Source organism: Catenulispora pinistramenti, from assembly GCF_018274385.1.
Classification (GTDB): Bacteria; Actinomycetota; Actinomycetes; order Streptomycetales; family Catenulisporaceae; genus Catenulispora; species Catenulispora pinistramenti.
Map to the genome: position 1 here is coordinate 47,113 of NZ_JAAFYZ010000031.1, position 21,347 is coordinate 68,459.

The 21,347-nt window shown below is 69.3% G+C and carries 18 protein-coding genes, 1 tRNA gene, 1 other RNA gene and 1 pseudogene; 8 read left to right on the forward strand and 13 right to left on the reverse strand.

Features of this window, described 5'->3' with window-relative positions:
• The first annotated feature begins 22 nt into the window (after window positions 1-22).
• A complete protein-coding gene (locus KGQ19_RS12170) occupies window positions 23-991 on the forward strand; it encodes an amidohydrolase family protein (RefSeq protein ID WP_212009211.1) in 969 nt (322 codons plus the stop codon).
• Between the two features lie 1,969 nt (window positions 992-2,960).
• On the opposite strand, the gene KGQ19_RS12175 is transcribed toward KGQ19_RS12170, so the two are convergent.
• The 9 genes from KGQ19_RS12175 to ffs all read right to left on the reverse strand — a co-directional run bounded on the left by KGQ19_RS12175 (window position 2,961) and on the right by ffs (window position 11,792).
• Window positions 2,961-4,043, reverse strand: coding sequence for a hypothetical protein (locus KGQ19_RS12175; protein WP_212009212.1), 1,083 nt, complete (start codon window positions 4,041-4,043; stop codon window positions 2,961-2,963).
• Entirely contained in the window at window positions 4,040-4,558 is a 519-nt protein-coding gene (locus KGQ19_RS12180) for a SigE family RNA polymerase sigma factor (protein WP_194898096.1), read from the reverse strand. The genes KGQ19_RS12175 and KGQ19_RS12180 overlap by 4 nt, the downstream gene beginning before the upstream one ends.
• A 225-nt stretch (window positions 4,559-4,783) precedes the next feature.
• Window positions 4,784-5,845, reverse strand: a complete 1,062-nt coding sequence (locus tag KGQ19_RS12185) for an aspartate-semialdehyde dehydrogenase (protein ID WP_212009213.1) — start codon at window positions 5,843-5,845, stop codon at window positions 4,784-4,786.
• Window positions 5,842-7,119 carry an aspartate kinase gene (locus KGQ19_RS12190; protein ID WP_212009214.1) on the reverse strand — a complete coding sequence of 426 codons (1,278 nt, stop codon included), beginning with the start codon at window positions 7,117-7,119 and terminating at the stop codon, window positions 5,842-5,844. The genes KGQ19_RS12185 and KGQ19_RS12190 overlap by 4 nt, the downstream gene beginning before the upstream one ends.
• 181 nt (window positions 7,120-7,300) lie before the next feature.
• Window positions 7,301-7,837 carry a DUF5063 domain-containing protein gene (locus KGQ19_RS12195; protein ID WP_194898099.1) on the reverse strand — a complete coding sequence of 179 codons (537 nt, stop codon included), beginning with the start codon at window positions 7,835-7,837 and terminating at the stop codon, window positions 7,301-7,303.
• Window positions 7,830-8,429: a recombination mediator RecR gene (gene recR, locus KGQ19_RS12200; RefSeq protein ID WP_212009215.1), complete on the reverse strand. Its 600-nt coding sequence runs from the start codon at window positions 8,427-8,429 to the stop codon at window positions 7,830-7,832. Before recR ends, KGQ19_RS12195 begins: the two co-directional genes overlap by 8 nt.
• A 21-nt stretch (window positions 8,430-8,450) precedes the next feature.
• Window positions 8,451-8,777 (reverse strand): YbaB/EbfC family nucleoid-associated protein, encoded by a 327-nt coding sequence (locus tag KGQ19_RS12205; protein WP_230418536.1) that lies wholly within the window; start codon window positions 8,775-8,777, stop codon window positions 8,451-8,453.
• Between the two features lie 339 nt (window positions 8,778-9,116).
• Window positions 9,117-11,660: a DNA polymerase III subunit gamma and tau gene (locus KGQ19_RS12210; RefSeq protein ID WP_212009217.1), complete on the reverse strand. Its 2,544-nt coding sequence runs from the start codon at window positions 11,658-11,660 to the stop codon at window positions 9,117-9,119.
• A 35-nt stretch (window positions 11,661-11,695) separates the two neighbouring features.
• Window positions 11,696-11,792: signal recognition particle sRNA small type (ffs, locus tag KGQ19_RS12215), an RNA gene on the reverse strand.
• A 53-nt stretch (window positions 11,793-11,845) separates the two neighbouring features.
• Here ffs and KGQ19_RS12220 point away from each other — a divergent pair.
• Window positions 11,846-11,930, forward strand: a tRNA-Ser gene (locus tag KGQ19_RS12220).
• A gap of 87 nt (window positions 11,931-12,017) precedes the next feature.
• Window positions 12,018-12,557, forward strand: a complete 540-nt coding sequence (locus tag KGQ19_RS12225) for a GNAT family N-acetyltransferase (protein WP_212009218.1) — start codon at window positions 12,018-12,020, stop codon at window positions 12,555-12,557.
• A 67-nt stretch (window positions 12,558-12,624) separates the two neighbouring features.
• On the opposite strand, the gene KGQ19_RS12230 is transcribed toward KGQ19_RS12225, so the two are convergent.
• The 3 genes from KGQ19_RS12230 to KGQ19_RS12240 form a co-directional block, all read right to left on the reverse strand.
• Window positions 12,625-13,119, reverse strand: coding sequence for an FBP domain-containing protein (locus KGQ19_RS12230; RefSeq protein ID WP_212009219.1), 495 nt, complete (start codon window positions 13,117-13,119; stop codon window positions 12,625-12,627).
• Window positions 13,120-13,267: 148 nt separating this feature from the next.
• The gene (locus KGQ19_RS12235) at window positions 13,268-14,782 is read right to left on the reverse strand and encodes a hypothetical protein (RefSeq protein WP_212009220.1); all 1,515 of its coding nucleotides are present in this window, start codon (window positions 14,780-14,782) and stop codon (window positions 13,268-13,270) included.
• A 25-nt stretch (window positions 14,783-14,807) separates the two neighbouring features.
• The gene (locus tag KGQ19_RS12240; protein WP_212009221.1) at window positions 14,808-15,326 is read right to left on the reverse strand and encodes a SigE family RNA polymerase sigma factor; all 519 of its coding nucleotides are present in this window, start codon (window positions 15,324-15,326) and stop codon (window positions 14,808-14,810) included.
• A gap of 209 nt (window positions 15,327-15,535) precedes the next feature.
• Between KGQ19_RS12240 and KGQ19_RS12245 the strand changes: the two genes are divergently transcribed.
• Genes KGQ19_RS12245 through KGQ19_RS12255 form a run of 3 tightly spaced genes read left to right on the forward strand, consistent with a single transcriptional unit; the run spans window position 15,536 to window position 17,484 of the window.
• Complete coding sequence (locus tag KGQ19_RS12245; RefSeq protein WP_194898487.1) at window positions 15,536-15,832, forward strand: type II toxin-antitoxin system VapB family antitoxin; 297 nt, start codon at window positions 15,536-15,538, stop codon at window positions 15,830-15,832.
• Window positions 15,829-16,125, forward strand: coding sequence for an LppU/SCO3897 family protein (locus KGQ19_RS12250; protein WP_212009222.1), 297 nt, complete (start codon window positions 15,829-15,831; stop codon window positions 16,123-16,125). Before KGQ19_RS12245 ends, KGQ19_RS12250 begins: the two co-directional genes overlap by 4 nt.
• Before the next feature lie 54 nt (window positions 16,126-16,179).
• Window positions 16,180-17,484, forward strand: coding sequence for an MFS transporter (locus KGQ19_RS12255; RefSeq protein WP_212009223.1), 1,305 nt, complete (start codon window positions 16,180-16,182; stop codon window positions 17,482-17,484).
• Here KGQ19_RS12255 and KGQ19_RS12260 read toward each other — a convergent pair.
• Window positions 17,415-18,890: a CCA tRNA nucleotidyltransferase gene (locus KGQ19_RS12260; RefSeq protein WP_212009224.1), complete on the reverse strand. Its 1,476-nt coding sequence runs from the start codon at window positions 18,888-18,890 to the stop codon at window positions 17,415-17,417. The genes KGQ19_RS12255 and KGQ19_RS12260 overlap by 70 nt on opposite strands.
• Before the next feature lie 56 nt (window positions 18,891-18,946).
• On the opposite strand from KGQ19_RS12260, the gene KGQ19_RS12265 reads away from it, so the two are divergent.
• Both KGQ19_RS12265 and KGQ19_RS12270 read left to right on the forward strand, forming a co-directional pair.
• The gene (locus KGQ19_RS12265) at window positions 18,947-21,064 is read left to right on the forward strand and encodes a hypothetical protein (RefSeq protein ID WP_212009225.1); all 2,118 of its coding nucleotides are present in this window, start codon (window positions 18,947-18,949) and stop codon (window positions 21,062-21,064) included.
• A 53-nt stretch (window positions 21,065-21,117) separates the two neighbouring features.
• Window positions 21,118-21,347: pseudogene (locus KGQ19_RS12270) on the forward strand (hypothetical protein); the annotation flags it as partial.

The window sequence follows — 21,347 nt, forward strand, 5'->3', positions numbered from 1 at the left end:
GGCCGGAATGAAAGGCACTCCGATGAAGCTGATCGCCCTTGAGGAAGCCTTCTGGTGCGACAAACTGCAGACCGACGGCTCTCCACTCGCCCACATCCCCCTGAAGCCCGAAGTACTCGCGAAAGTACGCCGGCTGCTGCCCGACTTCACCGAGTTCCGGCTCCCGGAGATGGACACCAACGGCGTCGACATGCAGGTGCTGTCACTGACCGCTCCCGGCATCCAGGCGCAGCCGGACGCGGACGTCGCGGTGGCCGACGCTCGAGCGGCCAACGACTTCCTGGCCACCGTCATCAGCGAGCACCCCGGCCGCTTCCAGGGCCTGGCCGCGGTCCCCCTCCAGGACCCGAAGCGGGCCGCGGCCGAGCTGCGCCGAGCCATCGAGGAACTCGGCCTGTGCGGGGCCCTGGTCAACGACCACACCCTCGGCCACTACCTCGACGAGCCGCAATACGCCCCGTTCTGGGAAACCTTGCAGGACCTCGGCGTCGCGCTCTACATCCACCCCAACCCCGTCCCCGCCGACGACTGGAGCCTGCTGCGCGGCTACCCCGGGCTCGACCAGGCCACCTGGAGCTGGGCCGCCAGGACCGGAGGGCACGCGATGCGACTGATCTTCGGCGGCGTCTTCGACCGCTTCCCGGGCGCGAAGATCATCCTGGGCCACATGGGCGAATTCCTGCCCTCCCACCTCTACCGCTTCGACGTCCGCTACGCCGATCTCGACCCCGCCAAGCAGCTGCAACTCAAGAAGCCGCCCTCGGAATACTTCGGCGCGAACATCGCGATCACCACCAGCGGCGTGTTCTCGCACGAAGCACTGGTCGCCGCAATCCACGCAATCGGCATCGACAACGTGATGTTCTCCATCGACTACCCGTTCGAGCGCACCGAGGCGGCAGTCGAGTTCATGCGCACAGCACCCCTCGCCCCGGCGGACAAGGCCAAGGTCGCGCACGAGAACGCCGAGCGCATCCTGCGGCTCAAGTAGTCCACCAGCCCACACCGGCAAACCCATTGACGGCCGCCGGGCCCACGCCGCACCCACGGGCCCCACGGCCGCGCTCTCGCCGATCCGCCCCGGACGCCTCGGAGCTATCGGCGTCGGCGGTGGCCGGCATGGTCGGCGGGGATCGGGATAACGACGGTGACGTGTCGCCGCCGCAGTTGAGAGCGGATAGCGCGAGGAGTAGGCCTTGCCGGCCAGCACCATCTCCGGCCAGCACCATCTCCGGCTTGGTCCGGCGTCGCCCGACGGCTCGGGGAACGCGCAGGGCAGCCTAGTGCTGTATCAGGCGACGTTTCCGGGAGTCTTCGCGACGTGGTTTGCGACGTGGTTTGCGACATGCCGGTCGGCGGGTGGGATCCGTTGGCGGGGGGAGTTTGTTGGGGCTGGAGTTTGTGAGCCGGGTCGCGGTTGGGGCGTGGGTTTCAAAGCTTTTTACGGCCTTCGGTCATAGTTGTGCCGGTTCGGGGTTCGTGGCGGCGGGTGTGTTTGTCGGCTGCCGGTTTTCGCGTTCACAACCCCGCCGCACCTCAGGCCTCTTCAACTCCAGCAAGTCAGAGCAAGGGGCACAAGCAAGATCAACAGCACGGGCAAGATCAAGAGCAAGATCAAGAGCCACAAGCAAGATCAAGATCAAAAACTGTGATGAAGAGCCGGGCCTCCGGCGGGCCTCGGCAACCTCAGGGAAACTAGCGCGGTTCCCTAGGGTGCCTGGGTGAGTCTCAGCGGCTGCGGTCCCTGAGGTGGTGCGGTCCGTTCCCCACGGTCGCGTCGTCAGCCCGGGGGGTACAGCACCGGTGTCCGGGGGTAAAGTCCGCGCGCGGCGGTTGGGTGTGTGAGCTGCGGTTTTGTTCAGCGCGAACTTGACCCCCGGCCACCGGCACTGTAGGCGAAGCCCTGCCGACGCGACCGAGGGGAACGAACCGAAAACCAGCCGGAAGAATAGCAATCGCAAGGAACGAAGACGCAGGTTAGCGATACGGCTGCCGGTGAGGCCTTGGTGGCGGGCCGGTGGTTAGTTGGTCGAGAAATATGCCCGGGTGCGGCAGGCGGCATGCTTTGGTGGGCAGGTCTATCTGTCATCCGGCGGCGGCGATCTTGGCAGCCAGGCGGAGACCGGCGTGCCTGGCGAGCCCGTACCCGCGCCCGCCAGCCCAGGATGCGCACCTTCGGGACTGCCGCGCTGCCAGTACCCTGATCGGGAGCTGAACTCGCTGAGCTGCCGGTACCCGCACCTCCTGTTTTGTATTTCTCCGGCTGGTTTTCGGTTCGTTCCCCTCGGTCGCGTCGGCAGGGCTTCGCCTACAGTGCCGGTGGCCGGGGGTCAAGTTCGCGCTACCAAAACCGCAGCTCACACGCATGACCGCAAGCGCGCGGACTTTACCCCCGGACACCGGTGCTGTACCCCCCGGGCTGACGACGCGACCGAGGGGAACGGACCGCACCACCTCAGGGACCGCCGCCGCTGAGACTAGATCAGCCACCCTAGGGAACCGCGCTAGTTTCCCTGAGGTTGCCGAGGCCCGCCGGAGGCCCGGCCCTTCACCATGGGTTTGACCTTGATCTTGCTGTTGATCTTGCTTGTGTCGTTGATCTTGCTCTTGATCTGGCCCTTTGTCCTTGCACTGACTTGCTGGAGTTGAAGAGGCCTGAGGTGGGGCGGGGTTGTGAACGCGGAAACCGGCAGCCGACAAACACACCCGCCGACCCGAACCCCGAACCGGCACAACCATGACCGAAGGCCGTAAAAATCGTCTTTCAACCCAAACGCCAACCGCAACCCGGCCCACAAACTCAAGCCCCCAGCAAACTCCACCCGCCAACGGATCCCGTCCGCCGACCGGCACGTCGCGAACCACATCGCGAACCACGTCACCGACTCCCGGGCAAAGCGCGAACTCCCAGGCAAACGTTGCCCGACACGGCACTAGAAAGGCCGCTCAGTGTGTGCGCCTCAGTGCGCGGTCGTCGCGGACGTGGCCGGCTGGCTGGCGTGCCGCTGTCCCGGCGCCTGGAAGTAGTCCGTCACATAGACGGACGCCCCGCAGCTGGCCATGAAATTCGCGCTCTGTGCCGGCTGCGGCCCGTACACCGAATACCCCACCGAGTAGATCGTCGGCGCGGTCGCGGAGGACGACGGCGTCCCGGACGGCGACGGCTGGCCCGAGGAAGACGAAGTCGGACCGGACGGCGACGGACCGGACGAGGTCGAGGTGGCCGTGGGGCTCTGGCTGGTGGACGCGGGGGAACTCGGCGGCGACGTCGGCGTCGGATTCGTCGGGCACGCCAGCGGAACCCAGGCGAGCTGGAACTCGTACCGGTCGCCCGGCCGCAACGTCAGCGTCTGGCCCGACGGCTCGGTCGGAAGCAGCGGCGCGGCGGCGGGATCGGCCTTGTAGATGGGCACCTTCGCGGTCGTGCCGTCGGCGCCCAGCACGGTCAAAGCCGGCATCCCGGCCAAGGTGCAGGCCGTTTTCACGGTCGTCACGAAGGTCTCGTAGGTGACGCCGCCGGTCGTCCCGTTCTGGGTGGCGACCACCGACGACATCGAAGAGTTCTGACACACCCCGGCCGACGGGGTCCCAGCCGGGGTGACCGACAGGGAAGTCGCGGAGGCCGGCGGCTTCGAGCTCCCGGGCGTCGGGGGCAGCGCCGCCGAGGTCTGGGAGGGCACCGGATCGCCGTCGCTCATGTCCTGCCCGCCGGGCGTCGGCGGACCATGCCCGGATCCGCCGCCCGGCGCGTCGTTCGTGGCCGTGGTCATCAGATTGCCGACGTTGGTACCGCTGGCCTGCGAGCGCTGGGGGTCGAAGGAGCCGCGGGCGGCCAGCGTCGCGCCGGTGCTCACGGCGAACACCGACAGGGCCGTCGCCGCCAGCGCGGCGTGGCGCCGGCGCCGCCGGGCCGGGACCGCGCGCCGCAGATAGTCCAGCGTCCCGGGCGCCGCCTCCAGACCGGAGACCGCTTGGTGGAAACGCTCCCGCAGCGCCGCGCCGACCTCTTCGAGGCCGTCGTCATCCTCATGTGGCGCGCTCACCGGAACGCCTCCATCCGTACCCGAAGGGCCTCGATCCCACGAGACCCGTATGCCTTGACCGACCCGATCGAGATCCCGAGCAGGTCCGCGACCTGCGCCTCGGTCATGTCGGAGAAATAGCGCAGCACCAGCACCTCGCGCTGGCGCCGCTGTATGCCCCGCAGGGCGTGGATCAGGGCGTCCTTCTCCAGCAGTTCGTACGCGCCCTCCTCGGCGCTGGCCATGTCCGGCATCGGCTTGGGGGCCAGCCGCATGCCGATCAGCCGGCGGCGCAGCGTCGAGCGCGAGAGGTTCACCACGGTCTGGCGCAGGTAGGCCAGCACCTTGTCGGGGTCCCGCACGCGCGAGCGCGCGCTGTGCACACGGATAAACGCCTCCTGCACGACGTCCTCGCACGAGGCGAGGTCGTCCAGCAGGAGCGCGGCCAGCTTCAGCAGCGAGCCATAGTGGTCTCGGTACGTCTCCGTGAGCAGGTCGACAGTGACGTCGCCGGCTTCTCGGTCAGACGACACCACTGCCCCACCCGTACGCAACGGCGACGTCAACACTCCAGCGGTCACAAAGGTTAGACACGGAACACCCCCGTAGAGTTGTACCGCCTACGCGGGTGTTCCAACAGGCACATGCCTCTATTCCTACCCGATACGCCACCGGCTATCGACGGGGTTCAGTGAATTGGCGACCTGACCTGGACTCGGACCGTCTTCCAACCCTGATACAGCGGGGGCGGATCGTTGAGCTCAGATCTTCCCGGTCAGCTCGGCCGCCACGACCTCGGCGATCTGCGCGGTGTTCAGCGCCGCCCCCTTGCGCAGATTGTCGCCGCAGACGAACAGCTCCAGCGACTTCGGGTCGTCCAGCGTGCGCCGGATCCGGCCCACCCACGTCGGGTCGGTGCCGACCACGTCCGCCGGAGTCGGGAACTCCCCGGCCGCCGGGTCGTCCAGCACCACGACGCCGGGCGCGGCCCGCAGTATCTCGTGCGCCCCGGCCACCGTGACCTCGTCCTCGAAGCTGGCGTGCACGGAGACCGAGTGCGTGGTGATCACCGGGACCCGCACACAGGTCGCCGATACCCGCAGGCCCGGCAGGCCCAGGATCTTGCGCGACTCGTTGCGGATCTTCAGCTCCTCGGAGGACCAGCCGTCCTCCTTGAGCGAACCGGCCCACGGCACCACGTTCAGCGCCAGCGGGGCCGGGAACGGACCGAGGTCGCCGACCACACCGCGCAGGTCGCCGGGGTGCGTGCCGAGGTTGGTGCCGGCCACCTTCTCCATCTGCGAGCGCAGCGTGTCGATGCCGGGCTGGCCGGCGCCGGAGGCCGCCTGGTAGGAGGCGGCCACCACCGAGGCCAGGCCGTAGCGCTGGTGCAGGGCGCCGAGGACCACGATCATCGACAGGGTCGTGCAGTTCGGGTTGGCGATGATGCCCTTGGGCCGGTTGCGCGCCGCCGAGGCGTTCACCTCCGGCACCACCAGCGGCACGTCCGGATCCATCCGGAACGCGCCGGAGTTGTCCACGGCGACCGCGCCCTTGGCGGCCGCGATCGGCGCCCACTGCGCCGACACCTCGTCGGGCACGTCGAACATCGCCACGTCGATGCCCTCGAAGGCCTCCTCGGACAGCGCCACGACCTCCAACTGCTCGCCTCGACAGGCGAGCTTGCGGCCGGCGCTGCGCGGCGAGGCGATCAAACGGATCTCGCCCCAGACGTCTTCGCGGGTGGACAGCAGATCGAGCATCACGGTGCCGACCGCTCCGGTCGCTCCCACGACCGCCAGGGTGGGCTTCTTTACAGTCATCGGCCGGTGCCTCCGTAAACCACGGCTTCTCCACCCTCGGCATCCAGGCCGAAGGCGGTGTGCAGCGCGGCGACGGCGTCCTTGACGACGTCGGCGCGGCAGACCACGGAGATACGGATCTCCGAGGTCGAGATCATCTCGGCGTTCACGCCGACATTGGACAGGGCCTCGAAGAACACCGCGGTCACCCCGGGGTGCGACTTCATGCCCGCGCCGACCAGCGACACCTTGGCGATCTGGTCGTCGAACAGCAGCGCCTCGAAGGCGATCATGGGCTGGACCTTCTGCAGCGCGGTGATGGCCCTGCGGCCGTCGCCCACCGGCAGAGTGAAGGAGATGTCGGTACGGCCGGTCGCCGCGGCCGAGATGTTCTGCACCACCATGTCGATGTTCAGCTCGGCGTCGGCGATGGTGCGGAAGATCTGGGCGGCCACACCCGGCTTGTCGGGCACCCCGACCACCGTGACTTTCGCCTCGCTGGTGTCGTGTGCGACGCCGGCGATGATGGCTTGCTCCACGGTCTCTCCTTCTACTTTCTCTTCTTTTGCCCGGACCCAGGTGCCCTCGTGCTGCGAGAACGAGGACCGGACGTGGATCGGGACGTGGAACCGGCGCGCGTACTCCACGCTGCGCAGGTGCAGGATCTTCGCGCCGGACGCGGCGAGCTCCAGCATCTCCTCGTAGGCGACCCGGTTCAGCTTGCGGGCTTTGGGCACCAGGCGCGGATCGGCGGAGAACACCCCGTCCACGTCGGTGTAGATCTCGCACACGTCGGCGCCCAGCGCGGCGGCCAGCGCCACCGCGGTGGTGTCCGAACCGCCGCGGCCCAGCGTGGTGATGTCCTTGGTGGTCTCCGAGACGCCCTGGAAGCCGGCCACGATGGTGATCGCGCCCTCGTCCAGCGCGGCCCGCAGCCGGCCCGGGGTCACCGAGGTGATCCGGGCCTTGTTGAACGACTGGTCGGTGATCACGCCGGCCTGCGAGCCGGTGAAGCTGCGGGCGTCCCCGCCCATGGAGTTGATGGCCATCGCGACCAGCGACATCGAGATGCGCTCGCCGGCGGTGAGCAGCATGTCGTACTCGCGGCCCTCCAGGATCGGCGAGACCTGCCTGGCCAGGTCGATCAGTTCGTCGGTGGTGTCCCCCATCGCGGACACCACCACACACACCTCATGCCCGGCCCGGCGCGTCTCCATGATGCGTTTGGCGACACGCTTGATGCTCTCGGCGTCGGCAACGGAGCTGCCCCCGTACTTCTGGACGATGAGGCCCACGCGGTGTCTCCCTCGGGTGAGGCGGTGTGCGGTAGAAAGGGCCGCCCGCAGACGGCCCGCCGTCATCGAGTCTAATCGGGGCCGCTGAGACGACCCTGAGCTTTCACCATGTGGGACCGGCCGCCGCCGCAGGTCAAGCGGCCGGTCGCGGATTGCTCTGGAGTGGCTGGGACCTGCGGGGTCAGCCGGTGGTCGCGCCGAGCCGGGACCGGGCCACCACCGACAGCAGCGCCCGCTGCACCGCCGAGGCCGCCGGGCCCCAGCTGGACAGGTAGGAGAACTGCCACCACCACAGGGCCTCGGTGACCCGCTCGGCCTTGTAGTGGGCCAGGCCGTGCGCCAGGTCGGCGCAGACCAGGGCCAGGTCGTCGGAGATACGCCGGGTCTCGATCTCGGACTTCGGGGCCAGCGGGTCGAACACCTCCTTGTAGGTGTTCACCGGCTTGAGTAAAGCGTTCAGCTTCTCGCGCAGCTCGTCCAGATCCGGGTCCGGGCCGGCGTCGGTCTCGAAGCGCTCGTCGGGCACCACGTCCCGGATGGCGCCCAGGCGCCCGCCGGCCAGCAGCAGCTGCGAGGTCTCCAGCAGCAGGATCGGCACGCTGCTCTCCGGGGCGTCGCCCCGGGCCACCGCGCGCACCGACAGCAGGAAGGAGGTGACCTGGTCGTGGATCTCGATCGCGAAGTCCGACAGATCATCGGAGGTCATCGGTTCAGACATCGAGCTGCCTTCTCCCCTCGAACGCCCGGCCGAGGGTGACCTCGTCGGCGTATTCCAGATCCCCGCCCACCGGCAGGCCCGATGCCAACCGGGTCACCCGCAGCCCCATCGGCTTGATCAGCCGTGCCAGATAGGTGGCGGTGGCCTCCCCCTCCAGGTTCGGGTCGGTGGCCAGGATCACCTCGGTGATCGCGCCGTCGGCCAGCCGCTTGAGCAGTTCCTTGACCCGCAGGTCGTCCGGGCCCACCCCGTCGATCGGCGAGATGGCCCCGCCCAGCACGTGGTAGCGGCCCCGGAACTCCCGGGTCTTCTCCACGGCGACGACGTCCTTGGACTCCTCCACCACGCACAGGCTGGCCGACTCGCGCCGCGGGTCCCGGCAGATCTTGCACTCCTGCTGCTCGGCGACGTTGAAGCAGATCGCGCAGAACCGCACCTGCTCCTTGGCCCGGATCAGCACCTCGGCCAGCCTGCGTACCTCGGCCGGGTCGGCCTGCAGCAGGTGGAAGGCGATGCGCTGGGCCGATTTGGGCCCGATGTTGGGCAGATGGCCGAGCTCGTCGATCAGGTCCTGGACCACACCCTCGTACATGGCAGAATCCCCTGGTCCGGCTCAGCCGAACAGGTTGCCGAGGTTGCCCAGGTCGGGCATCCCGCCACCGGCCAGCGGGCCCATCTTCTCCGAGGCCAGCTTGTCCGAGGCCGCGCGGGCGTCCCGCACCGCGGCGATCACCAGATCGGCCAGGGTCTCGGTGTCCTCCGGATCGGCGGCCTCGGGCTTGATCTCCAGCCCGACCAGGTCCCCGGTGCCGGTCACCTTCGCGGTCACCAGCCCGCCGCCGGCGCTGCCGGAGACGATGGTGTTCTCCAACTCCTGTTGCGCCTGGACCATCTGCTGCTGCATCTGCATGGCCTGGCCGAGCATGCCCTGCAGGTCCATGCCGCCGAAGTCAGGCAGCCCGCCGCCAGGCCCGGTCGCATCGGGGAAAGCCACTGTGCGTGCTCCTGTTCGTGCATGTTCGCCGCCGCTGTGTGAAGTCGTACTCGACCATACGCGCTCCGGGACCAAGGCGGCCAATACCGCGTGTCCCGGTCGAGAACGGCCGCCGACCGGCCCGGGTGACGTGCGACGCCCGGCCGGTTACCGCAGGAGAACGGTCGGCGGGCGGCGGTGGTTCCGGGCCTCCGGTCAAGGGTGCGGATGACTCTCAGTGACCAGTGCCGGAACGGCGGTCGGCGAAGATCCGAACCGCCGGTCCCGCACGCCGCACTTGGCCGATCACTGCTCGCCGTCCAACCGCTGCGCGCCGAGTTCGCGGATCACGAGTTCGTGGGCTGTCGCGTTGTCCTCGGCGAGGACTTCGTCGTATTCGGAGACGACGTCGTCCTCGGGGCGGACGGTCGGCGTGGGCGGCGGCGCGGGGGCCGACGGAGCGGGCGCCGGGGCCGGAGCCGATTGCCGGGGCTGAGCCTGCGGCGGCTGCTGCGGCGGCGCCGCTTGTTGCGGCGGCGGGGTCGGGGCCTGAGTCGCACGCGGCGGCTCAGGCCGCTGCTGCGACTGGTTCGGCTGTTGCGATTGCGATTGCTGCGGCGGAGGCGGAGGCGTCGACTGGGCCGGGGCCGGGGCCTGCGGGGGCTGATACGCACCCGGTGGCGGCGGCATCTGCGCCGGGGGCGGCGTCATCGAGACCCCGGACGACACCTGCGTCCCAGGGGTCTGCGACGGATCGACGATCGCGTCGACCTGCCACTTGAACCCGAACAGGTCCTGCACCGCCTGCCGCAGCGTGTCGGAGGTCTTCCGCCCCACGAAGCGGTCCCGCGCGCCGGCGTTCACGAACGCGACCTGCAACCGGTCGCCGTCCAGGCCGAGCACCTGCGCGTTCTGGCTGAGCAGCATCCAGCTCACCCGGCCGTCGCGCCGCTTGACCTCCTCGAGGAGGTCCGGCCACATGCGCCGGATGTCGACGCCGCCCGAAGCCGGGGACGGCGGGGGTTGCGAGGGCTGCGAGGGCTGATTCATCGGCGCGGCATCATCCGACGCCCACGCGGGCGGCTCGGGGGGAGCGCTCGATGTGGGCTCGGCGGCCCAGGAGGGGGCGCTTTCGGGAGCGGCTGATGCCGGGGCGAAATCGCTCGGCGGTCGCTGGTTGTGGTTGGTGTCGGGCGCGGCGGAGCCAGGTGTGTCGCCCGTTGCAGCTTGCGGCTCCGGGGCCGACGTGCCGCTACCAGGGCCTTGAGCCCAAGGCGGCGTGCCCAGCGCGCCGCCACCGGACTGCTGACCACCGGCATCGCCGCTCGGTGCATCGGCGCCCTGTTCCCAAGGCGGTGTCCCAAGCCCGGTCGACGGCTGATCACCAGCGCTGCTCGGCCCGCCGGCATTCAGCCCGCCGGCAGCTTGCTGCTGACCACCAGCGCCACCCGGCCCGCCGCCACCCTGCTCCCAGGGCGGCGTCCCGAGCCCCGCCGACTGCTGTCCCTCAGCACCCCGCGCGCCTCCGCCAGCCTCCGGCATCCCACCGGAGGCCTCCTGCTGACCCGCCTGACCCGCCTGACCCGCGCCACCCGGCCGCCGCACCGGCGGCTCGTCGTACTCGTCCGCGACCACCCGCGGCCCGCCGCCCATCGGTGCCATCGGCGCCGGTGCGGCGGCGCCCAGCACCACGCCGCGGCGCTCCAGCCGGTCCACACGGGCGACTAAGCCCTGTTCGGCGTCGTCGGCGCCGGGCAGCAACACGCGGGCGCAGACCAGTTCCAGCAGCAGGCGGGGAGCAGTGGCGCCACGCATCTCGGTCAGGCCGGTGTTGACCAGGTCGGCCGCGCGGGACAGCTCGGCGGCACCGAACGTCCGTGCCTGGGCCGCCATCCGCTCGAACTGGTCGTCGGGGACGTCGATCAGCGCCCGGGCCGCGCCGGGATCGGTGACCGCGTTCAGGACCACCAGGTCCCGGAAGCGTTCCAGCAGGTCGGTCAGGAAGCGGCGGGGGTCGTGGCCGCTCTCGACCACCTGGTCGACCAGGCCGAACACGGCCGCGCCGTCGTGCCCGGCGAAGGCCTCGATCAGCCGGTCCAGCAGCGCGGCGTCGGTGTAGCCGAGCAGGCCGGTGGCCATCGCGTAGCTGACGCCGTTCTCGTCAGCACCGGCCAGCAGCTGGTCCAGCACCGACATCGCGTCGCGCGCCGAGCCGGCACCGGCCCGCACCACCAGCGGCAGCACCTCCGGCTCCACCTTGATGCCCTCGCGCGCGGTGATGTCGGTCAGGTGCTCGCGCAGCACGCCCGGCGGGATCAGCCGGAACGGATAGTGGTGGGTGCGCGACCGGATGGTCCCGATCACCTTCTCCGGCTCGGTGGTGGCGAAGATGAACTTCAGGTGCGGCGGCGGCTCCTCCACCACCTTCAGCAGCGCGTTGAAGCCCGCCGAGGTCACCATGTGCGCCTCGTCGATGATGTAGATCTTGAACCGGGACGCGGCCGGCGCGAAGAAGGCCCGCTCCCGCAGATCGCGGGCGTCGTCCACGCCGCCGTGCGAGGCCGCGTCGATCTCGATCACGTCGATCGACCCGGGCCCGCCGTTGGCCAGCTCCACACACGACCGGCAGACCCCGCAGGGCGTCGGCGTGGGCCCCTGTTCACAGTTCAGGCAGCGCGCCAGGATCCGCGCGCTGGTGGTCTTGCCACACCCCCGCGGTCCGCTGAACAGGTAGGCATGGTTGACCCGGCCGTTCCGGAGGGCCTGCTGCAAGGGCAGGGTCACGTGCTCCTGGCCGACGACCTCCTCAAAGGTCTCGGGCCGATAGCGGCGATAGAGCGCGAGGGACACGTAGCAAAGGTAGCGGCTGACACCGACAACAGGACAAAAAAGAACTCCCATGCACCCGCCAGAGCACACCGACCCTTGCTGCCGTCAAGCCCTGGGGGAGTTAAGTGTGGTGACGCCGCATGGGAGTCCGGGGGTAAGTATATAGGAGTGCGGACCCACCCCGGGAGTCGGGTATGCTTTCCGGCGGAGGATTCGCCTAGTGGCCTAGGGCGCACGCTTGGAAAGCGTGTTGGGGGCAACCCCTCGCGAGTTCGAATCTCGCATTCTCCGCACCCGCCCAGCTGGGCGTATGAAGGCCCGGACCAACGGTCCGGGCCTTCGGTGTTTCTCCTCTTGCCCCGAGCCGAGGAAACGGCCATGTCGGAACCGGTGTCACCGTTCGCCGAGTACCTCCCGTCGCCGGTCAGCCGGGCGGCGGCGGTGGTCCCGGCGCTGGCCGAGGCGGTCGGGGACGACCTCGGGGCGCTGGCCGAGGTGCAGGTCGAAGCGCGGGGCGGGGTGGTCTCGGACTGGACCGGGCGGATCGGGCGGACGCTGGGCGACAAGCGGAGCATGGTGGTCGTCGCGCGGGTCGGGGCGGAGGTCGCCGGGTACGCGAATGTGATTCATCTCGCAGTGCACGCCGGCGACGGCGCGCCCGAGGGCCACTATTTGATGGGCGTGTCGGTGGTTCCGCGGTGGCGGCGGCGCGGGATCGGGGACGCGTTGACCCGGTGGCGGATGGCCTGGGTCTGGGAGCGGGAGCCCGATGTCTGGTGCTTCATCTCAGCGGCCAATCCCGCGTCCATCGACCTGCACCTGGGCCTCGGGTTCGTCGAAGTGCGACGCGCGCCGGTCCTGCAAGGGGTGCCCTTCGACTGCGGCGAAGGGGTACTGCTGCGGGCCCGCCGACCCTGAGCGCATCTCACACTTTCGAGTGACGGGCCCCGCACAGCAGTCCCCATTCGGCATCCAGCCCCGCCCCTCACACCCCGAGCCGTACCAGGAATTCCTCAAGCTTCTCGGACATGCGCGCGATCTGCTCCTCGGTGGTCAGCATCTCCTCGATCCGGCCGCCGAGCGCGGGCGTCTTCGTCCCACGGATGTACAAGGAGCACGCGAGGTCCGAGCACAGGTAGAGCCCCGCGGAGTTGCCCTGGCGTCCGGCGTCGCCGGCCTTGCGCCCCGTCATCAGCGTGACGCCGCCGCCCGGATGCGCCGTGAAGCACAGCGTGCACAGGTTCCACTTCAGGAACCCCTTGCGGCTGGCGGCGCTGCGCAGCGTGACCCCGATCAGCCCGCCCCCGCGCGGCGCCACCAGGTACGCCCGGTCCAGGGCCCGGTGGTCACGCCAGCCGAGGAAGTCGAGTTCGGACCACGGCAGGTCAGCCATGTCGCGGGGCATAGGAATACGTTTGGCCTCGCCCTTGGAACAGTTGGCGAAACTGTCGCGGAGGGCGTCTTCGGTCACGGGGTGCATGAGATCGAGCTAACAGGGCGCGCTCGGGACGGTAAAGCGGATTTCCCAACACCTTGCCCACGACAGTGCCCGGACCGTGTTCGGCCCGGGCACTGTCCACTGTGTGACCTATTACTGCGTGACCTGCTACTGCGCGCTACTGCGTGACCTACTGAAGCGTCGCGAGCAACGAGGTCGTCGTGGCGATGGCCGTCGACAACTCGCCGCTCTGGACGGCGGCGAGGAACTGGTCCTCACTCACTTGCGCGGCAACGTACGGACCGTCCGCCACGGAGTAGGTCTGACCGGGATCAGGGATGTCCCGGCCGGGCGTACCGGTCTGGCTGGCGTCCAGTCCCAGGGTCATGGTCACCGCCGGCTTGTTGGCGTCGGCGGGGAAGAACCAATACTGGTAGGCCGAAGCCTCGGTCGAGAGGATGGTCCCCTTACTGTCCATCGGCTTCTCTCTCCAGACCACCAACTTCCCGCCGGGCACCGTCTTTGTCGTGGCGTCGACGTCCGGCGGGTACGGCGGCGAACTGATCGACCGCTGGAAAGTTTCCTGGCTCCCCGTTTCCCAGGTCAGCGTGTTCTTGCCGGTAGGCCCGGTCACGACCAGCCGCGTCTGCATCATCGAGGTGTCGACGCCGGCCTTCACCCCCGCCGGGAGCGCGGGCGCCGCGGCCGCCGAGATCTGCGACTCGGTCTGGGTGAACGTGGCCAGCGTGTCCTTCGAGACCGCGGTATGCGGATCGAGCAGGTACTCCAGCTTGTTCAGCCCCGGCTTGGCCAGCATCGCGACGACGTCGTCGGCGGACACCAACAGCCCCGAGGGGTCGTAGGACGTGTCGTAGCGATTCAGATCCGGGGGCCACTGCGCACCGGTCGGATAGTCCGACGGCTCGTGGTCCGCGTACTGGAGTTTCGCAGTCGTCGTCGTCACCTGGATGTTGAACGCGTACTTGGTCCGGTCGTCCGGAACGAACGTCACCGACAGATCCCTGGCCGCGACCGTCTTGGCCGTGCTCGCCTTCAAGATGTCCGCCGGATAGTAGTCCCCGCCCGCGCGGACCAGATCGGCAGCGGTACTGCTCCCCTGATGGATGTAGACGGTCCCGCCGTCCACCGCCTTGGTCTGGCAGTCGGCCCTGGCTGGGCAGGCGACGGCCTTGATGACATCGGCTTGGTTAGTCGGCGCCGTCCCGACCCACATGGTCACCTGGTTCGTCCCGGTCGCACCGGTCAGAACAGCCGGTGAGAGGGGGGCGGAGCCGAAGTTCGTGGTCGACGATCCGACGGTGATCCCCTCCGGCAACAACGGCTGCAGCAACCCGGGCAGTTGCCGTCGGACGTCCAGGACCTTCTGGACGCTGCTCAACACCGGCCCGAACGGCAGCTTCCCGCTCGGGTCCGCCGAACTGGCGGCGGACGACACCTGGTTCACCGGGCCCTGATTCCCGTGCCCGCCCGGCGTCGCCCCGGACACCAATGCGAACGTCCCCATCACGGCCACCGCGCTCAACGTGGCGCCGCCGACGGCGAACATCCGGTTCCGGCGCCGCTGCGCGTCCCCGCGGGCGATGGACCCGCTCGCGAGGTCCCGCAACGGCGGTTCGGCCTCGGCGAAAGCCGTGCCGAGCAGGCCGCGCACGGCCCCGTCGTCTTCGTTCATCTCGATACTCATGTCAGGTCTGCTTCCTCGCTCCTGCTCACGATCGGCCTGACGTCTCGGCTAATCCGGCCAGCGGTTCCCGCAACAGCGCCAGGCCGCGGCTGGCCATGCTCTTCACCGCGCCTTGGGAGATGTCGAGGATCCCCGCGGTCTGCTCCACGCTCATGTCCTCCCAGTACCGCAGCACCACCACGGCACGGGTACGCGGGGGGAGTTGCTTGAGCGCGGCCAGCACCGCGAGGCGGGTCTCGGTCGGTTCGGCCGGCGACGCCTTCTCGGGGAGGTGTTCCAGGGGCACCGTTTCCCGGTGCCGCTTCCTGGAGTCCAGAAAGCACCGGTAGACCACCTGCCGCGCGTAGGCACCGGGGTTGTCCGCGGCCCGGACCCGGTTCCAATGGCGGTAGATGCGGTCGAAGGCGATCTGGACAAGATCCTCTGCGAAGTGCCAGTCACCGCAGAGCAGGTAGGCCGACCGCCGCAGATGGCCCTGGCTGGCCACCGCGAACTCGCGGAACTCCTCCCGGAAGTCGGGATGCTCCGCGCCGCGGCTTCCCATATGGATTCTCACGTCAGTGTCGACTCCCGTAAACCCGGCGCGGGTTCGTAGGCGGCCCGAGATTTTCTCCCAGCGCTGCCACGCTCACCCGTCACGCCCGCCCCCACCACGTCGGGAACGTCACAGTCCGGTCCCGAACCGTCACGATTTTGTGCCCTCTTTGCCGATCGGGAGCCACCTTGCCGAACCGGTCCGGCTACCCTGGTGCCGTGATCTTCAAGCGCATCGGCGAAGGGCGGCCCTACCCCGACCACGGACGCTCCTTCAAGGAGTGGGCCGAGGTGGCCCCGCGCCAGATCCGCCTGGACCAGCTCATCACCACCAAACGCCACCTGGACCTGGACGCCCTGCTGTCGCAGGACTCCACTTTCTACGGCGACCTGTTCGCACACGTCGTGCACTGGCACGGCGGCTACTACCTGGAGGACGGCCTGCACCGCGCGGTGCGCGCCGCATTGCAGCAGCGTACGGTGCTGCACGCCCGGGTACTGGACCTCGACGAATGAGGGGCCGGGCCGCCACGCTGACCGGCGCCGCCGTGATCGTCGCGGCGCTGGCCGCCGTGCTCTGGTCCGCGAACCGGCCGGGACCGTCGGCGGCCAAGGCCGGCGACTGCATCACGACCCCGGCCGCCGGCAGCTTCAAGACCGTCGGCTGCACCGACGGCGGCGCGGCGTTCAAGGTGGCCGCGGTGCTCGCCGGCGGCGACAGCAACGGCTGCGACGCCTATCCCGCGGTGGTCCTGTCCGTTGTGGACAAGAACCGCACCAAGACTCTCTGCCTCGACAGCGCCAAGTAGCGACGCCGACGCCGCTGCGGGCCCCGCGGGCACCGGGCGCACTACGCTGCCAGGGTGAGTGATCTCCGGGAGTTGCTGAGGTCCGGGCTCTTCCGGCGGCTGTTCGCGACCCGTCTGACCGGTCAGTTCGGCGACGGCGTGTTCCAGGTGGCCCTCGCCGCCTTCGTCGTGTTCTCCCCGGAGAAGGAGGCGACGGCCGCCGACGTCGCGAAGGCGTTCGCGACCCTGCTGATCCCGTTCACCGTCATCGGCCCGTTCGCCGGCGTCTTCCTGGACCGCTGGCGCCGCCGCCAGGTGCTGCTCTACGCCAACCTGCTGCGGGCCGTGATCGTGCTGCTCGTGGCCACCCAGGTCCTGGCCGGACACAGCGGATTCCTCTTCTATGCCTCCGCGCTGGCCGTCCTGAGCTGCAACCGCTTCATCCTCGCCGGACTGTCCGCCGCTCTTCCACAGGCTGTGGACAACGATCGGCTCGTGGTGGCCAACGCGGTCTCGCCGACCGCCGGGACGCTGGCCGCGACGCTCGGCGGCGCCGTCGGTGTGGTGGTCCGCGCGCTGGTGGGGGCCGGGGACGGCGCGAACGCCCTGATCCTCGTCGTCGGCGCTGTCCTCTATATGGCGAGCGGTCTAGTAGCGCGCACCATGCCGCGCGACTCGCTCGGTCCGGACGAACGTCCCCAGACCTCCACCTGGAGCGAGCTGAAGGTCGTCGCCCGGGGCCTGGGAGAGGGCCTGCGACATCTCAGGGAACGCAAACCGGCAGCCGCCGCTCTGGCCGCCATCACCGCGAACCGGTTCTGTTACGGCCTGACGACCATCATGGTCCTGCTGCTGTTCCGCAACACCTTCAACGATCCGCAGAACACCAACGCCGGTCTGCGCGGCTTCGGCACCGCGGTAGCGGTCTCCGGAGCCGGCTACTTCGTCGCCGCCGTGGCTTCGCCGATCATCTTGCGCCATATCGGTTTGCCGACCTGGATCACGGTCTGCATGGTCGCCTCCGCGATCGTCCTGGCCGCGTCCGCCACCTGGTGGCGCGTCCCGCCGTTGCTGGCCGGCGCGCTGGTCCTGGGGTTCCTGGCTCAGGGACAGAAGATCTGTACCGACACCACTGTGCAGCGCAATGTGGACGACACGTATAGAGGACGCGTCTTCTCGCTCTACGACATGCTCTTCAACGGCGCCTTCGTCGCGGCGGCAGCGGTGGCCGCCGCGACCCTGCCCGCGTCCGGTAAGTCGATCGCGCTGCTCTATGCGACCGTCGCCGTGTACCTGCTGGGCGGAATCGCCTACGCCTGCTTCCGTTCGGCGTCGCGTTCGGCCCACCAGGACCGCAGTTCCGTGACCGCCGTGTCGTGATCCACCGGGCCGCGGTCCATGCGCAGCTCCAGCAGGAACTTGTACGCGGCCCCGACTTCCGGTCCCGGCTTGATGGCGAGGATCTCCATGATCTCGTTGCCGTCCAGATCGGGGCGGATCGCGTCGAGCTCTTCCTGCTCGCGCAGCTCGGCGATCCGGCGCTCCAGATCGTCGTAGGCGTGTTCCAGCATCAGGGCCCGGCGGCGGTTGCGGGTCGTGCAGTCCGAGCGGGTCAGCTTGTGCAGCCGTTCCAGCAACGGCCCGGCGTCGCGCACATAGCGGCGCACCGCGCTGTCCGTCCACTCCGCCTCGCCGTAGCCGTGGAACCGCAGATGCAGCTCCACCAGCCGCGAGGTGTCGTCGATGATCTCCTTGCTGTACTTCAGTTTCCGCAGCCGCGAGGCTGTCATGTGCGCCCCCACGACCTCGTGGTGATGGAACGACACACCGCCGCCGGGCTCGAAGCGGCGGGTCTTCGGCTTGCCGATGTCGTGCAGCAGCGCGGCCAGGCGCAGGATCAGGTCCGGGCCCTCGGTCTCCAGCGCGATGGCCTGTTCCAGCACCGTCAGGGTGTGCTCGTAGACGTCCTTGTGCCGGTGGTGCTCGTCGATCTCCAGCCGCAGTTTGGGCAGCTCCGGCACCACGATCTCGGCCAGCCCGGTGTCCACCAACAGCGTCAGACCGTCCCGCGGATTCGCGGCGGTGAGCAGTTTGGAGAGCTCGACCTGCACCCGCTCGGCGCTGACGATGGTCAACCGCTCGGCCATCTCGGTCATCGCCTGCCGCACCTGGGGCGCGACGCCGAACCCGAGCTGCGCGGCGAACCGGGCCGCGCGCATCATCCGCAGCGGATCGTCGGAGAAGGACATCTCCGGGGTGCCGGGAGTACGCAGCAGCCCCGCGTCGAGATCGCTCAGACCGCCATAGGGGTCGATGAACTCGAACCGCTCGGGATCGGCGGTCAGCCGCACCGCCATCGCGTTCACCGTGAAGTCCCGGCGGAACAGGTCGTCCTCGATCGAATCGCCGTAGGCCACCGCGGGCTTGCGCGACTCGCGGTCGTAGGCCTCGGAACGGAAAGTGGTGATCTCCAGCTTCGCGCCGGCCTTCTGCGCGCCGACCGTCCCGAACGCGATGCCGACGTCCCACACCGCCTCGGCCCAGCCCTGCACCAGTTTCAGCACCTGCTCCGGGCGCGCGTCGGTCGTGAAGTCCAGATCGTCACTGGGCCGGCCCAACAGCGCGTCCCGGACCGGACCGCCCACCAAAGCCAGGCTGTGACCTGCGGCGGCGAACCGTCCGGCGAGCTCGCCGACCACCGGCGCGACTCGTAGCAGTTCTGTTACCGCCGCCCGCTGTGCCTGGTCAAGCTGCGGGTCCGGGAGTCGCTGCTGGTCGGTGTGCATGGTGTCCGAGTTTACGTGTCGGGGCGCGGTGGCCGGGCCGGACTACGATTCGTCAGGTGACCAGCCGAGTCTTGCGCGCACTCTCCGCCTTCACGCTGTTCGTGGGTGCCGCGAGCCTGCTGCCCGGCAGCGCGCGCGCCGACACGGCCCGCTCCGACTCGCCGACCGTCCAGGTCGGGATCACCGGGGTCGCGCCCCAGATCCCGGACTTCGGCGACCTCTCCAAGCCGATGGCGTTCTCCGGCAAGGTGGCCAACAACGGCTCGACCACGCTGCGGGACATCCATCTGGAGATCCGCCGCTCGCTGGTGTACAACCGCTCGGCGATGGGCTCCACCCCCAACGGCGGCGGCGGGCAGCCGGACATCGCGAAGGTGTCGGTCCCCAAAATCGCCCCGGGCGCCAGCCAGAACTGGCAGTTCACGCCGAAGGAGCTGGATTTCTTCGGCTCCAACCAACCGACATCCGGGGTCTACGCGGTCGACATCGACGCCTTCGACTCCGACGGGACCTTCCTCAGCGGCGCGCGGACGTACACGATGTGGGAGCCGACCAAGATGAAGGACGCCGCGCCGGCCCGGATCGCCCTGATGTGGCCGGTGGTCGGTCAGCCCGGCCTGACCGGACAGAAGGTGCCGAACTCCGCGGCGGACCCGATCGTGGCCGACCAGACGACGGCGCAGCAGTTCGCCCCGGGCGGACGACTGGACCGGGTCCTGGACGACGCCTCGGGCATCACGGTCAACTGGCTGGTCGATCCGGATGTGCTGTACACGGCGAACGCGCTGGAGAACGGCTATTTCTATCCCGACCAGAACCAGAAACTGACCGGCGGCCCCGCCACGGATCCGACGAACTGGTACACCAAGGCCACCGGCCTGCTCGGGGCCGGGCAGAACTGCTGGAACCTCCTGTACGGCGACCCGGATCTGAACACCTTGTCCCGCAGCGCGGCCGGCCAGGATCTGCTGGACGTGGCCGCCGGCACCCACGCCGGAGTCGGCGGCTGCCGGCAGAGCGACCAGGTCATCGCCTGGCCTTCCGACGGCCAGGCCGACGCCACCACCCTGAACGCGATCGCCGGTACCAAAACGCCGAACCTGATCCCGCTGGTGGGCTCCACCACTGCCTACTCCTGGCCGTCGGCACACGCCGCCCTGCCGAACAGCCCGAGCACGATCGTCTACGACAGCTACCTGTCGTCCGTCTTCACCGACCCCGCCAAGGCCACCCCGTCGCTGAGCGACACCGGCGTCCTGGCCGGGCAGCAGTGGCTGGCGCAGACCGCGCTGGCCAACCTGGACAACACCGGACGGGCCCTGGTGGTGGCGCCCCCGCGCGACTTCGACCCGGCGCCGGCCCTGATCAACGCCATCAAGGCCATGAGCACGGTGCCCACGGCGCTCCAGTGGTTCCAGTTCGACAGCCTGGACCGGGTGCTCAGCGCGCCGGCCACGCCCGAGCACATCTCGGCACTGACCAAGCCCGCCACGCCGAACGCGCCGAACTCCGTGGTGCAGACGGCCTGGGACAGCCAGCAGCTCTACCACGCGCTGCACACGATCATGCCGGGGCACACGTACGACACCACTGTGCCGCTGCGGCCGGTGGCGACCTGGTGGCGGAACCACGGCGGTGCCCAGACGTACGGGCAGACCGTCTACAACACGGTGGTCGCCGACCACGCTCTGGTGTCCTTCGGCACACAGACCCCGCCGTTGACCATGTCCGGCAAATCCGGAACAGTCCCGGTGACGATCAACAACCGCACCAATACGACCATCCGCATCTATCTGCGCGCACACGATGAGGGCGCGCACACGATGGAGCTCAAGTTCGATGAGGACCAGGGCCCGCACACCGTGGACCCGGGCCAGACGGCCACGGTCCGTATCCCGGTCCAAGCCCGGGGTAACGGGCAGCAGGTGACTCTCAGCGCCACTCTGTACACCTGTGAAGACCTCAGCCAGAACTGCACGTATTATCCGTCGGGCTTGTTCACACCCCTGAAGGGCGGCTTCACCACTGTCACCGTGAAGGTCAGCCGCATCGGCATCATCGCCCTTGCTCTGATCATCGGATCGGGACTGCTGCTGATCCTGCTGATCGGATTGCGCGTCTACCGCGCCAAGCGCGCCCATCACGCCCCCGCACAGGACACAATGGCAAGTTGAAACACCGACAATGATCGGACGACCGACCCACGGACGCGGGGAGCGCTGGAGAAATGACGAGCGACGGCAGTGGTCTGTGGCACCCGGATCCGCCGCGCGAGGACGACGACTCCCGGCCCCGGCGGGCGCCGCAGCCCGGTCCGGGCGGACCGCAGGGTGGTGATCCTCGTCACGCTCCGGCCCCCGGGCCCGCTTCCCAGCAGCCGTGGACGCCGCAGTCCGAACCGCGCTTCGACCCGCAGACCGGCCGCCCGCTAGCCCCCGGCCCGGGACGGCCCCAGCC

Excerpts from the sequence above, each read along its gene's own strand:
- KGQ19_RS12170 (WP_212009211.1), top strand. The coding sequence starts at position 23 with ATGAAGCTGATCGCCCTTGAGGAAGCCTTCTGGTGCGACAAACTGCAG.
- KGQ19_RS12185 (WP_212009213.1), bottom strand. The coding sequence starts at position 5,845 with ATGACTGTAAAGAAGCCCACCCTGGCGGTCGTGGGAGCGACCGGAGCG.
- KGQ19_RS12195 (WP_194898099.1), bottom strand. The coding sequence starts at position 7,837 with ATGTCTGAACCGATGACCTCCGATGATCTGTCGGACTTCGCGATCGAG.
- recR (WP_212009215.1), bottom strand. The coding sequence starts at position 8,429 with ATGTACGAGGGTGTGGTCCAGGACCTGATCGACGAGCTCGGCCATCTG.
- KGQ19_RS12205 (WP_230418536.1), bottom strand. The coding sequence starts at position 8,777 with ATGGACCTGCAGGGCATGCTCGGCCAGGCCATGCAGATGCAGCAGCAG.
- KGQ19_RS12225 (WP_212009218.1), top strand. The coding sequence starts at position 12,018 with ATGTCGGAACCGGTGTCACCGTTCGCCGAGTACCTCCCGTCGCCGGTC.
- KGQ19_RS12230 (WP_212009219.1), bottom strand. The coding sequence starts at position 13,119 with ATGCACCCCGTGACCGAAGACGCCCTCCGCGACAGTTTCGCCAACTGT.
- KGQ19_RS12235 (WP_212009220.1), bottom strand. The coding sequence starts at position 14,782 with ATGAGTATCGAGATGAACGAAGACGACGGGGCCGTGCGCGGCCTGCTC.
- KGQ19_RS12240 (WP_212009221.1), bottom strand. The coding sequence starts at position 15,326 with ATGGGAAGCCGCGGCGCGGAGCATCCCGACTTCCGGGAGGAGTTCCGC.
- KGQ19_RS12250 (WP_212009222.1), top strand. The coding sequence starts at position 15,829 with ATGAGGGGCCGGGCCGCCACGCTGACCGGCGCCGCCGTGATCGTCGCG.
- KGQ19_RS12260 (WP_212009224.1), bottom strand. The coding sequence starts at position 18,890 with ATGCACACCGACCAGCAGCGACTCCCGGACCCGCAGCTTGACCAGGCA.